This is a genomic window from Clostridium psychrophilum, from assembly GCF_018861705.1.
Lineage (GTDB): Bacteria > Bacillota > Clostridia > Clostridiales > Clostridiaceae > Clostridium_AD > Clostridium_AD psychrophilum.
Window position 1 is genome coordinate 19060 of sequence record NZ_JAHLEC010000019.1, and the last position, 13635, is coordinate 32694.

Sequence of the window (13635 nt, forward strand, 5' to 3'; positions counted from 1 at the left end):
TTTTTTCGTTGTATATATAAGACATTATAGTATATAATGTTTTGTACAAGTAAAAAATAAAAAGAATTTAAAGTTCGTCTGATTGTAGAATTTCATTTTATTTTAGGGGGAATAACCATGGATTTAAAGGATAGCATTAGAATAATAGAAAATTTTCCAAAAGATGGTATTAGTTTTAAAGATATAACTACATTATTGCAAGATGCAAGTGCACTTAAGTATACTATAGATAAAATGGTGTCATACTTAAAAGACAAACATGTAGATGTTATAGTAGGACCGGAAGCAAGAGGATTTTTATTTGGTGTACCTGTGGCTTATGGTCTTGGAGCAGGGTTTGTACCAGTTAGAAAACCAGGTAAGCTTCCTGCTGAGACTTTAGAAATTGAGTATTCACTTGAATATGGCACAGATAAACTTGAAATTCATAAAGATGCCATAAAGCCTGGACAAAGAGTTGTGATAGTAGATGATTTACTTGCGACAGGAGGTACAGTTGTAGCAGTAACAAAACTCATAGAGCAAATGGGCGGTATTGTTGTTTCCTTAAATTTTGTAATTGAGTTAACAGATCTTAATGGAAAAGGTAGATTGCATGATTATAACATAATGTCACTTGTAAAATATAATAAATAATATCTATTTAACTTAGTGAAGTGAGTTTTTAAATAAAATTGCATAAATCTACAAAATATTATATAATATTAGTAAAAAGTATTGGCTGGTTATTTAACCAGCCTTTGATTTTAGGAGTGTATAAGCCATGTTGGAAAAATTGTTACATAAAATTGAAAATAATTGTAATACTGTAGACAAAGATCTCATTATAAAGGCTTTTAATTTTTCTTATGCTGCGCATAAAGAACAAAAGAGAGAGTCGGGGGAGCCTTATATTGTGCACCCATTAGAAGTAGCATGTATACTAGCCGAAATGGGACTTGATACTAGCACAATTATTGCTGGCTTACTTCATGATGTAATTGAAGATACTGTATACACTTTTGAAGATATAGAAAAAGAGTTTAATGTAGAAGTTGCAAATTTAGTTGAAGGTGTAACTAAACTTGGTCTTATAAAATATAAGACTAAGGAAGAGGAACAGGCTGATAATGTTCGTAAAATGCTACTTGCTATGGCAAAGGATATTAGAGTTATACTTATAAAACTTGCAGATAGACTTCATAATATGCGCACATTAAAATATATGCCTCTTGCAAAACAAAAACAAAAGGCAAAAGAAACTTTGGATATTTATGCACCACTTGCTCACAGACTTGGAATGTCTAAGATTAAGTGGGAGCTTGAGGACCTATCTTTAAGGTATCTAAATCCAAATGAATATTATAATTTAGTGAGGAAAATTGCAGAAAAAAGAGTTGAGAGAGAAGCGAACATAAAAAATATAATACTGGAATTAAAGCATAATTTAAATAGTGTTGGAATAGAATCTGATATTGATGGTAGACCAAAACATTTTTACAGCATTTACAGAAAAATGGTTACTAAAAATAAGACTTTAGATCAAGTTTTTGATTTAACTGCTGTTCGAATCTTAGTTAAAGATATTGGAAGTTGCTATGCCGCACTTGGCATAGTACATACAGTTTATAAACCAATTCCAGGAAGATTTAAAGACTATATTGCAATGCCAAAACCAAATATGTACCAATCCTTGCATTCAACTGTAATAGGACCCCACGGAAAACCTTTTGAGATTCAAATAAGAACTTATGAAATGCACAAAACTGCAGAGTATGGTATAGCAGCTCATTGGAAATATAAAGAGGGCGCTGAAAATAATGAAGATGGAAATCTTGATTCTAAACTTTCCTGGTTAAAAGATATTCTTGAATGGCAAGGAGAAACTTTTGATGCTGAGGAGTTCATGGAAGGTTTTAAAATTGATTTGTTTTCAGATGAAGTTTTTGTGTTTTCGCCAAAGGGAGAAGTAATTAATTTGCCACTTGATGCGACTCCGATTGATTTTGCATACAGAATTCATACAGATGTAGGCCATAAGTGTATTGGTGCTAAGGTTAATGGAAAAATGGTACCATTAGAATATCATTTAAAAACGGGTGAGATAGTTGAAATTTTAACTTCACCTACTGCTAAGGGCCCTAATATCGATTGGCTTAATATTACTAAAAGTAATCAAGCTAAAAGCAAAATTAAATCTTGGTTTAAAAGGGCAAAACGTGATGAGAGTATTGAGAAAGGTAAAGAGTTATTAGAAAGAGAATCTAAAAGGCAAGAATATAATTTTGGGGAGATTGCTAAGGGTGATGCGATAGAAAAAATATACAAAAAATATAATTTTAGAACTTTAGATGATTTATTTGCTTATGTAGGAGTTGGAGATATTATGCCATCTACTGTAGTTAATAGATTAAGAGAAGTTTTTGAAAAGAAAAACAAAGAAAATATGACTGTTGAAGAAATTGAGCAAAATATAGCAAAAGGTACTAATAAAGATGAAAAAAAGAAAATGGATTATCAAGGGTTAATAGTTAAAGGTGAAGGAAATGTTCTTGTAAGGTTCGCTAAATGTTGTAACCCAGTTCCTGGAGATGCAATAATAGGATATATAACTAAAGGACGTGGAGTTTCTGTTCACAGACGGGATTGTAAGAACATTGAGGCACTTACAAAAAATGATGTAAACAAAGTGGTTGAGGTAAGCTGGGGAGCTTCTGAGGGAAAAGACTATATTACTGAAATTGAAATCAAAGCAGATGATAGATATGGTTTATTGTCGAACATAATGGAAGTAATAACACTTACAAAAACACAGTTATACTCAATAAATGCAAAAACTCTAAAAAATAATGTAGCTGTTATAAATATAAAACTTAAGGTTGCTGGTGTTGAAAATTTGAAAGAATTACTTAAGAAAATGAATAGATTGACTGGTGTAATAGAAGTTTATAGAATTAAAAACTAATTGAAAAGATCTATTTAATTTGGGAGATGAGTATTTATGAGAGCAGTAGTTCAAAGAGTTAAATCTTCAAAAGTTGAGATAGATGGAAAATTAATTAGTGAAATAGGTAATGGATTAAATGTATTGCTTGGAATATGTGAGGGTGATACACAAGAAGATATAAAATATTTAAGAGATAAAATATTAAATTTGAGAATTTTTGATGAAGACGGAAAAATGAATTTATCTCTATTAGATATCAAAGGAGAACTTCTTATAGTTTCTCAGTTCACATTATATGGTGATTGTAGAAAGGGAAGAAGACCTAATTTTATGAAAGCACTTGGTGGAGAACAATCTAAAATTTTATATATAGAATTTGTAAAGCAATGCAAAGAAGTGTTAGGTGAAGTTAAAACTGGAGAATTCGGAGAAGATATGCAGGTATATATACAAAACGATGGACCAGTAACACTACTGTTAGAGAGCAAGTAAAAGCTTTAGGAGGTATAAAATGGTAATAAAAAAAATTGTTACAGGAGTATATCAAGCTAACTGTTATGTAATAATGGATAAGAATACCAATGAAGCAATAGTAATAGACCCGGGTGGTAATGTGGATGATATTGTTAGAGTTATAGATTCCCTAAAGGCAAAGGTAAAATATATACTTTTGACACATGGACATTCAGATCATACATCAGGTGTTGCAGAGTTAAAATCTATAACAAAGGCAGTAGTATGTATAAGCAAAACAGATGAGGATCTTATTGCTAAAGGTGCTGAATTATTTGGACCTCTTATTGAAGAAGGAGCCGATAAATTATTAAAGGATGGAGATATAATAACTATATCCAACTTGAAGATTAAATGTATTGATACACCAGGACATTCTCCAGGAGGAATGAGTTTTTTAATAAATAATTCTGCTTTCACTGGGGATACTCTTTTTGAAGGTTCAATAGGAAGAACAGATTTAACTGGTGGAAATTTTAATGCTATAATTAATAGTATTAAATCAAAGCTTTTATGTCTTGATGATGAGACTATAGTGTATCCAGGCCACGGATCATATACTACAATAGGTAATGAAAAGTTATATAATTCATTTCTCACATGATTAATGTAGAGTAAAATAATACTAAAATATATACACTATATTTTATTAAGGAGTTAAAATGATTAAGGTAAAATTAAATAATGAACAATTTAATTATGATGTATATCAAATGATAAATCTATTCTATCTTTTACCTGATATTAAATTTGTAGAAGATGATTATGATTTTGATATTACCGTAAAAGAAGATACAATAGAAATCAAAAAAGAGTCTGAAATTTTTGTGTATACAATTAATAAGTCCAATAAAATTAAAGAAGAAGTTAAAAAAGCAGTGTTTTTGTATTTTTCAAAAAATACAACTAAGGAACTTCCATGGGGTACTTTAATAGGAATAAGGCCTTCTAAAAAAGCTCTTGAGCTTCTAGAAAATGGATTTTCTGATGATGCTATAATAGCAGATTTTAAAGATAAACATATTGTGAGAAAAGATAAGGCTCAACTTTGTATTGATGTTGCAAAGTTTGAAAAAAGCATTGTCAATAAAGATAAGAACAGTATAAGCGTTTATATTGGAATGCCTTTTTGTCCCACGCGTTGTGTATATTGTTCATTTGCCTCAAATCCGATTTCAAAATGTAAAGACATAGTAGATCCTTATCTTGATGCTTTATCTCATGAAATTAGTAGAATAGGTAACTATGTAAAAGAAAAAAAGCTTAATATAGAATGTGTTTATTTTGGTGGGGGAACCCCAACTTCTGTGAATGATGAGCAATTTAAATTTATTATGAAATGTATTTATGAAGCTTTTACAAAGCATAATGATGTTAAAGAATTTACAGTGGAATGTGGAAGACCAGATAGCATAACCATTTTAAAGTTGAAGACTATGAAAAAATATGGGGTAGATAGGATAAGTATCAATCCGCAAACTATGAATGATGACACATTAAAATTAATTGGGAGAAGTCATTCTGTAAATGATGTTATTGAAAAATTTAATATGGCTAGAGAATTAGGTTTTGACAATATAAACATGGATTTAATAGTAGGACTTCCAGGTGAAAAAATGTCACATATTATAAAAACATGTGATAAAATATTTGATCTTAAACCTGACAGTATTACTATTCATGGAATGACAATAAAAAGAGCCTCAAGGCTTCATGAAAATATGCTTAACAATTATAAATTCGTAATTCCAGCTCAAGATGAGTTAAATAAAATGTATGAGCTTACGGCTCAATTATCTAAAAAACTTGATATGAAACCTTATTATATGTACAGACAGAAAAATATGGTGGGAAGTATGGAGAATGTTGGATATACTAGGCTAGGTAAAGAGGGAATATACAATATTCAAATGATTGAAGAAAAACAAACAGTTATTGCACTTGGTGCAGATGCAGTTTGTAAAGTCGTTTTTCTTGAGGAGAACAGGCATGAAAGATTTGCTAATGTTAAAGATGTTCGTGAGTACATAAAAAGAGTAGATGAGATGATAGAAAAGAAGATTGTCTTGCTAGAAACTTTATATAACTAATATAATAGTAGTCTAATAATACATAGTAATAAATTATATAACTTAACAGAAAGTGTTAATATAATTAAGGTTAAGGAAGGAAGAAGATAAAAATGGCAGAATCATTAAATGGTTTAAAGAGAACCAATATGTGTGGTGATCTCAGAGAATCACACATATCAAACATAATAACAGTAATGGGCTGGGTTCAAAGGAAAAGAAACCTAGGAGGACTTATTTTTGTTGATTTAAGAGATAGAACAGGAATATTACAATTAGTGTTTGGCGAAGAAATAAATAAAGAAGCATTTCTAAAAGCTGATTTAGTAAAACCGGAGTATTGTATTGCGGTAACTGGTGAACTTGTTAAAAGACAATCACCAAATAAAAAGTTACCAACAGGACTTGTAGAGGTTAATAGTCAAAACATAAAGATATTATCTGAATCGGAAACTCCACCTATATACATAAAGGAAGGGCTGGATGCATCAGAAAATGTACGCCTAAAATATAGATATCTTGATTTAAGAAGACCAGATATGCAAAAAATATTTATGATACGTCATAAAACATCTAAAGTTGTTAGAGACTTTTTAGATGAGAATGGTTTTTTAGAAATAGAAACACCAATACTTACAAAAAGTACTCCTGAGGGAGCTCGTGATTATTTAGTTCCAAGTAGAAATTATCCAGGTAAGTTTTATGCACTTCCACAATCGCCACAATTGTTTAAGCAATTATTAATGGTGTCTGGATATGATAAGTACTTTCAAATGGCACGTTGTTTTAGAGATGAAGATTTAAGAGCTAATAGACAACCAGAGTTTACACAAATAGATATGGAAATGTCTTTTGTTGAAGAAGAAGATGTTATGGCTATAAATGAGGCCTTAATTAAAAAAGTATTTAAAGAAGTAATAAATGAGGATGTTGTGCTTCCTATAAAAAGAATACTTTATAAAGATGCTTTAGAGAAATATGGTTCAGATAAACCTGATTTAAGATTTAAAATGGAAATTAATAATATTACAAATGAAGTAAAAGATTGTGAATTTGTAGTATTTAAAAGTGCTATAGATAATGGTGGTTCAGTAAGAGCTATCAAGGTTGATAATGCTGCAGATATGGGAAGAAAGAAATTAGATAAATTAGGGGAATTTGTTAAAACATACAAAGCAAGAGGACTTGCGTATATAGCATGTAAAGAGGGAGGAATTAAATCACCTATAGCTAAGTTTTTGAGTGAAACTCAAATGCAGTCGATTTTAAATAAGGTTGATGCAAAAACTGGTGATTTAGTTCTTATAGTTGCTGATAAGGATAATATTGCGTTACATGCTTTAGGTGCTTTAAGATTGCAAGTAGCTAAAGAATTAGAAATATTAAAAGATAACAAGGAATTTAATTTTGTATGGGTTACGCAGTTCCCATTATTTGATTATAGTGAAGAAGAAAATCGATATATTGCAGCACACCATCCCTTCACAATGCCTATGGATGAAGATCTTAAGTATTTAGAGTCAGATCCAGGTAGAGTTCGTGCTAAAGCCTATGATATAGTATTAAATGGAGAAGAATTAGGCGGAGGAAGCATAAGAATACATAACTCGGAGCTCCAAGAAACTATGTTTAAAGTTTTAGGTTTTACTAGAGAAAAGGCATGGGCAAGATTTGGATTTTTACTAGAAGCATTTAAATTTGGACCACCACCTCACGGCGGCCTTGCTTTTGGGTTAGATAGAATGATAATGTTTTTAGCAGGAACAGATAATATTAAAGATGTAATTGCATTTCCAAAAAATCAAAATGCTTACTGTCCAATGAGTGAAGCTCCAAACATGGTCGATGACAAACAACTCAAAGAACTTGGTATTTCAAAAACAGAGGAAAAGTAGAATACTGATTGTTATTTATGTTAATGTGCCTATATTATGTATGGGAGTGGTGAAATGACAATGGTCAAAGATAAACCAATGGATGATGAGCATATGAAAAATATTCAAGTAAGATTAAGAAAAATTGAAGGTCAGGTTAAAGGTATAGAAAAGATGGTTACAAGTGAAGCTTGCTGCAAAAACATATTAGTTCAGGTTGCTGCTGTAAGAGCTGCCATGAATAAAGTTGGTGGGCTTGTACTTGAAAGATATACTAAGAAGTGTCTTGTTTGTGAGGATAATGAGGAAGAAAAAGAAAAGATTGAAGAACTTGTCTCAACTTTCATGATGTTTTTAAAATAAAAAAATAAAGAAGTAAAATTTGAAATCAAATTTTACTTCTTTATTTTTTTGAAAATGGTACTTATGGATGCTACAAGTACTATTCCAACAGCAATTGCACCAGCACTAAATAATGTTTCGGCTCCTTTAGCTAATGCAACATTAAGGTTACCTTTCACTGCTTCAAGAGTAGCATAGTACATACCACCACCAGGCACAAGGGGTATAATTGCACAAATTGTAAACATAGTTACAGGATTTTTATATATTCTAGCCATTATTTCTGAGTATATGCTTCCAACCATTGAAGCGAGAAATAATGAAAAAACAATGGATGGTTGTAGTCTTCCGGAAATAAGGTAAGTTAGCCAGGCAAGTCCACCTCCAAGTGATGCAATAATTAAAAGTTTACCACGAATATTAAAAAGTATTCCAAAACCAAGAGAACTTAAAAAAGCATAAAAAGAATTAAGGATCATATAAGAGTACCTCCAAATAGCAAGAACCATATTTTAAAAACTATACTTGTTCCAGAAGATATTGCAATGGCTATGAATAATGCTTCTATTGACCTAGATATTCCTGAAACTAAATCACCTGCCATAGTATCTCTTATAGCATTTGTTATAGCAATACCAGGTACTAGAAGCATAATAGATCCTATTATTATAGTATCCATATTACCAACTAAGCCTAAAGAAGTAGCTATTAGAGCTATGAATGCAGCCAATGCACCACTAAGCATATTTTTAAGAAAGCTATTTACTTCTAATTTGTCTAGACATAAACTTAAACAATTAATTAATGCTCCAATTATAAAGGCCACAAAAAAATCTTTATAATTTCCACCAAAAACAAGTGTAAAAAATCCAGCACAACATGCGGAAAAAAAGGTTGTTGTTTTTTGTGAATAAGCTGGTAAATTATTAATGTACTCAATTTTTCCCCTTATATCTTCTATAGATAAAGGGTTTATTACTAATTCTCTAGACAGATTGTTGATCATAGAAACTTTACTAAGATTAACTGTTCTAATATTTATTCTTCTAATTAATGAGATTGTCTGATTCTCGCTATTAGTTATAGAAATCATAATGCCAGTAGGCGTAACAAAACTTTCTGTATGTGGTATACCATAGGATTTACATATCATAGTAATTGTTTGTTCAACTCTATAAGTTTCCCCACCATTTTCTAATATAATTTTACCTGCTTCAGCAGCTATATGAATGATATCATCAATATACATGGTCCCTCCTTAAAATATAATTATTTTATATTATTGTTGAATAAATAAGTAATAAACAATTGATTTTTATAGTACATAATAATATTAAAATTGCTCTATTAGTATATACCATAAATTCGTTAAATCATTATAAGTTGGAAAATTAAATTAAATTATTTATTATTTGTTATTAAACGTATACATAAATAAATGAACTTTATATTATGTGTTTATTGCAATTGATATGCAATTGCAATAAACACATAATATAAAAAATTCAGAAGATTTAGGAAAAACTTTCGTGTTTTAGTTGATAAATAACCTATTAAATTTTATAATATAAATATGATATACATTTTTATTTGTTATAATGTTGTATTTATATTAACATAATACTATTTTAGCTATTAGTTTAAGACATGAGAGGAAGGTTATAAACATGGAAGAATACTTAAAAAACAGTGATCCAAAGATTTACGAGATTATACAAGAGGAAAACACAAGACAAGAGGATCATATCGAACTAATTGCCTCTGAAAATGTCGTTAGTAGAGCTGTACTTGAAGCTAATGGTTCTATACTAACTAATAAATATGCAGAAGGGTATCCTAGTAAAAGATATTATGGAGGTTGTGAAGTAGTTGATAAAATAGAAGATCTAGCGCGTACGCGAATTAAAGAACTCTTTGGCGCAGACCATGCTAATGTTCAACCTCATTCAGGATCTCAAGCTAATATGGCTGTATACTTTGCTATGCTTAAACCAGGAGATACTGTGCTAGGTATGAATTTGAGCCATGGTGGACATTTAACTCACGGAAGTCCAGTAAATTTTTCAGGAAAGTTGTACAACTTCGTTCCTTATGGAGTTGACTTAGAGACAGAGAAAATAGACTATGAGAAGGTAAGGGCTTTAGCTAAGGCAAATAATCCTAAAATGATAGTTGTTGGGGCGTCTGCCTATCCAAGAACTATAAACTTTAAATTGTTTAGAGAAATTTGTGATGAAGTTAATGCATATATGTTTGTAGATATGGCACACATAGCAGGACTTGTTGCGACAGGAGCACATGAGTCTCCAGTACCTTATGCAGATTTTGTTACTACAACTACTCATAAGACTTTAAGAGGCCCTAGAGGTGGAGTAATATTATGTAAAGAAAAATATGCAAAAGCAATAGATAAATCTATTTTTCCTGGGATGCAAGGTGGACCTTTAATGCATACAATAGCAGCAAAAGCAGTTTGCTTTGGTGAGGCACTTAAGCCAGAATTTAAAGTTTATATTGATCAGGTGGTTAAAAATGCAAAACTACTTGGAACGGAACTTCAAAAATATGGTTTTAGATTAGTGTCAGGTGGTACAGATAATCATCTTTTACTTATAGAACTAACAAATAAAAACATTACAGGAAAAGAAGCTGAAAAACTATTGGATCTTGTTGGAATTACTGTAAATAAAAATACAGTACCAAATGAAACTTTAAGTCCATTTGTAACAAGTGGAATAAGAATTGGTACACCAGCTGTAACTACAAGAGGGTTTAAAGAAGAAGAAATGAAAAAAATAGCTGAGCTCATAAATGAAACTATAGAAAATAGAGAAGGAAATTTAGTACCGATTAGAGAGAAAGTAAAAGAGTTATGTAGCAAATTTCCACTATATTAGGATAGTATGTAAACAAAATCAAAGAAAACAATTAATGAGATATATCTAGGTTTTATCAATTAATAATAGAGAGATAGTAGATACCTAGGTTTAAAGGGTATTGCTAATCTCTCTATTGTATTTTCTAATTAGCATATAGCTACAGGAAGGCATCATATAATACATTCTAACATTAGTGCCTATATGTTAACTAGGTTTGTTACAACTATAAAGAACGGGATATAACGCTAATGTATATGATAGTGAGCAGACTTAATTATATTGCCTCATATTTTCCTATAATATATTAGATATAAGCATTGGTATAAATAAATTAACGACAACCGTATTTAATAGTACAGCATAAAATAGTGTAAAATTGTTTTAGGAATAATTATAAGTTTATTTCTATTGACGTAAGCTACTGATATAATTATGCAGATTAAAGAAATTAGTAGTTATAAAACTCTAAAGGAATACTAGGAGGATGAATTATGATTGACTCACATGTACATACAGAATTTTCTGAAGATTCTCAAATGAAGATTAAGAATGCGCTTGAACATTCAAGAAAGAATAATATAGGCATGACGTTTACAGAACATCTAGATTTAAAATTTTCAAAAGGTACAGATATAACTTTTGATATAGATAAATATTTTAATGATTATGAAAAGTATAGGAGTAGTAATCTTATGCTTGGAGTTGAAGTGGGTATGCAACCAAATTGTATAGAAGAAAATAGAAATATAGTAAAAAGATATCCTTTCGACTATGTAATTGGGTCTATTCACATAGCTATGGGAGAAGATATATATTATCCAAAATTTTATGATGGTAAAACTAAGAAAGAAGCTTTTGAAAAATATTTTTCAAGTATGCTTGAGTGTGTAAAACAATACGACTTTATTGATAGTTTAGGTCATATTGATTATATATCTAGATATGCTACTTATAATGATAATGAAATTAACTATAATGAGTTTACACAATGTATAAGCGATGTGATAAAAGCTGTATTATATAACGGTAAAGTAATGGAGGTTAATACTCGAAGATTGGGTAATAAGCAGGCGTATATTAACTTGATTAATATTTATAAGACATATAACCAAATGGGCGGAAAGTATGTAACCATAGGGTCTGATGCTCATCATTTTGAGGACATAGGCAATAACTTTAAAGAAGCTATAGAAATATGTAAGTTATGTAACTTAAAACCAGTGTATTTTAAAAAAAGAAAAATGGAGTATATGGATAAATAAAATATATTTTGTTGTTTACAATATATATTAGACTTCAAGTAATGCCCGTAGCAATAATGACTCCAATAATTGATGAAAAATATGGTGGTGATAGTCTAGTTGCATCACAATGTGTATTTATAACTACAATAATTTCAGAAATTACTATCCTTATAATGATATTATTTTTATAGAAAATATCAACTAATAAAAATGGAGGCTTTATAAATGAAAAGTAATTATACAGCAAATTTAGAAAATGGTATTGAATCTTTACAGACTCAAGGTGCATTTTTAACGGTGAAATCTGGTGAGAAGATTAATACTATGACAATAGGTTGGGGAAGCGTGGGATGTATATGGAATAAACCTATATTCACAGTTATGGTAAGAAAATCTAGATTCACACACGAACTTATGGAAACTTCTGATAATTTCACTGTAAGTATACCCTTAAGTAAGGGTTTAAAAAATGCATTAATGGTATGTGGAACTAAATCGGGACGAGACATTGATAAGTTTAAGTCATGTAACTTAACTTTAGTAGATAGCAAAAAGGTTGACACACCAATAATTGCTGAGTGTGAACTCCATTATGAATGTAAAATTGTATATAAACAGGAGATGAATTTAGAGTTTCTTTCAAAAAATATTCTTGAAAACTCGTATAAGGATGGAAATTATCATACTTTCTATTATGGAGAGATAGTAGATTCTTATATTAAATAAGAAAGTTAAATAAACAACTAAAAATAGTACATTAAATTCAATGTACTATTTTTAGTTGTTTATTTAATTACACCTTTTATACATCAAAAAGAGTTTTTTTCATGTTTTCATATTTTCGAATATAGTAGTCTTTTTTCAAAGAAATTTTATTTAAGGCATAAGCTAATATATTAATTTCTGAGTAAGTATTATATAACCCAAAACTAATTCTAACCATTCCAGGATGGGATAAATCAGGGTTGTTGACTCTCTTAATTAGAAATTCATTAGAAATATTTAACAGCTTAACAATGTAAGGCTGAGCGCAAAAACACCCACTTCTTACAGAAATACCCCATTCATATGAAAGAATTTTAGCAACTAACTCATGATGAATTCCACAAATATTAAATGGAATTATACTTACCCTGTTTGTCATTTTAGAAGTGTCACAATATATTTTCAAGTTTGGTATATTTCTTATTTGAGAAATGGCGTAGGTAGTTAGATTTCTTTCAGTGCGGTCTACATTATTCATACCAATTTTATTTAATGTCTTAATAGCAGATATTAGAGCAATTGAACCTATTACGTTTGGAGAGCCTGCCTCATGTCTTTGAGGAGAATCATTCCATTTTATAAAATCATGAGTAACAATATCTACTGTTCCACCGCCTACCATATCAGGTTCACACTTGTCTAAAATACTTTTAGGTCCAACTAGTACGCCAGTACCAAAAGGAGCATACATTTTATGAGCAGAAAAAATTAAAAAATCTATATTATATTCTGCATTATTATTACTCATAATAATAGGAGCATGAGGTACTAATTGTGCACCATCAACAAGTAATTTTGAACCAAATTTGTGAACTAGTTTAGCTATATCATAAATTCGGTTTTTATAGCCTGTAATATTTGAAGCACCTGTAACTGTGACTAGTCTTATACAACTATAATATTTATTTAATTTATCTTCTAAGTCATCTATTGACAACATTCCATCTTCATCAATTGATATATAATCTACAATAAATTTATCTCTCCAAGGTAGATCATTTGAGTGATGTTCCATATCTGTTG

Annotated in this window: 14 protein-coding genes; 11 read left to right on the forward strand and 3 right to left on the reverse strand. The window is 30.0% G+C overall.

All coding sequences use genetic code 11. The features are described 5' to 3' along the window. The first annotated feature begins 117 nt into the window (after window positions 1-117). From KPL38_RS06400 to KPL38_RS06430, 7 genes are all read left to right on the forward strand, one after another. The gene (locus KPL38_RS06400; RefSeq protein WP_216288319.1) at window positions 118-636 is read left to right on the forward strand and encodes an adenine phosphoribosyltransferase; all 519 of its coding nucleotides are present in this window, start codon (window positions 118-120) and stop codon (window positions 634-636) included. A gap of 127 nt (window positions 637-763) precedes the next feature. Further along, window positions 764-2944, forward strand: coding sequence for a RelA/SpoT family protein (locus KPL38_RS06405; protein ID WP_216288320.1), 2181 nt, complete (start codon window positions 764-766; stop codon window positions 2942-2944). A 36-nt stretch (window positions 2945-2980) separates the two neighbouring features. After that, complete coding sequence (dtd, locus tag KPL38_RS06410; protein WP_216288321.1) at window positions 2981-3418, forward strand: D-aminoacyl-tRNA deacylase; 438 nt, start codon at window positions 2981-2983, stop codon at window positions 3416-3418. A 19-nt stretch (window positions 3419-3437) separates the two neighbouring features. Continuing rightward, a complete protein-coding gene (locus KPL38_RS06415; protein WP_216288322.1) occupies window positions 3438-4043 on the forward strand; it encodes an MBL fold metallo-hydrolase in 606 nt (201 codons plus the stop codon). A 58-nt stretch (window positions 4044-4101) separates the two neighbouring features. Further along, complete coding sequence (locus KPL38_RS06420) at window positions 4102-5529, forward strand: coproporphyrinogen III oxidase (protein WP_216288323.1); 1428 nt, start codon at window positions 4102-4104, stop codon at window positions 5527-5529. Between the two features lie 92 nt (window positions 5530-5621). Continuing rightward, a complete protein-coding gene (gene aspS, locus KPL38_RS06425; protein ID WP_216288324.1) occupies window positions 5622-7403 on the forward strand; it encodes an aspartate--tRNA ligase in 1782 nt (593 codons plus the stop codon). A gap of 54 nt (window positions 7404-7457) precedes the next feature. Continuing rightward, window positions 7458-7745: a metal-sensitive transcriptional regulator gene (locus tag KPL38_RS06430; RefSeq protein WP_376769020.1), complete on the forward strand. Its 288-nt coding sequence runs from the start codon at window positions 7458-7460 to the stop codon at window positions 7743-7745. Between the two features lie 32 nt (window positions 7746-7777). Here KPL38_RS06430 and KPL38_RS06435 read toward each other — a convergent pair whose 3' ends face one another. Together KPL38_RS06435 and KPL38_RS06440 are read right to left on the reverse strand one after the other, a co-directional pair. Next, the gene (locus KPL38_RS06435) at window positions 7778-8203 is read right to left on the reverse strand and encodes a threonine/serine exporter family protein (RefSeq protein WP_216288325.1); all 426 of its coding nucleotides are present in this window, start codon (window positions 8201-8203) and stop codon (window positions 7778-7780) included. After that, a complete protein-coding gene (locus tag KPL38_RS06440) occupies window positions 8200-8973 on the reverse strand; it encodes a threonine/serine exporter family protein (protein WP_216288326.1) in 774 nt (257 codons plus the stop codon). Before KPL38_RS06440 ends, KPL38_RS06435 begins: the two co-directional genes overlap by 4 nt. A gap of 418 nt (window positions 8974-9391) precedes the next feature. Here KPL38_RS06440 and glyA point away from each other — a divergent pair, with 418 nt between their 5' ends. The 4 genes from glyA (at window position 9392) to KPL38_RS06460 (ending at window position 12573) form a co-directional block, all read left to right on the forward strand. Then, a complete protein-coding gene (gene glyA / locus KPL38_RS06445) occupies window positions 9392-10621 on the forward strand; it encodes a serine hydroxymethyltransferase (RefSeq protein WP_216288327.1) in 1230 nt (409 codons plus the stop codon). A 470-nt stretch (window positions 10622-11091) separates the two neighbouring features. Beyond that, on the forward strand, window positions 11092-11865 hold the full coding sequence (locus tag KPL38_RS06450; RefSeq protein WP_216288350.1) for a histidinol phosphate phosphatase: 774 nt from the start codon (window positions 11092-11094) through the stop codon (window positions 11863-11865). A gap of 8 nt (window positions 11866-11873) precedes the next feature. Next, window positions 11874-12038: a hypothetical protein gene (locus tag KPL38_RS06455; protein ID WP_216288328.1), complete on the forward strand. Its 165-nt coding sequence runs from the start codon at window positions 11874-11876 to the stop codon at window positions 12036-12038. 34 nt (window positions 12039-12072) lie between these two features. After that, a complete protein-coding gene (locus KPL38_RS06460) occupies window positions 12073-12573 on the forward strand; it encodes a flavin reductase family protein (RefSeq protein ID WP_216288329.1) in 501 nt (166 codons plus the stop codon). Between the two features lie 76 nt (window positions 12574-12649). Here the strand turns inward: KPL38_RS06460 and KPL38_RS06465 are convergent, their stop codons facing one another. Next, window positions 12650-13627: an aminotransferase class V-fold PLP-dependent enzyme gene (locus KPL38_RS06465; RefSeq protein WP_376769021.1), complete on the reverse strand. Its 978-nt coding sequence runs from the start codon at window positions 13625-13627 to the stop codon at window positions 12650-12652. Window positions 13628-13635: the final 8 nt, after the last annotated feature.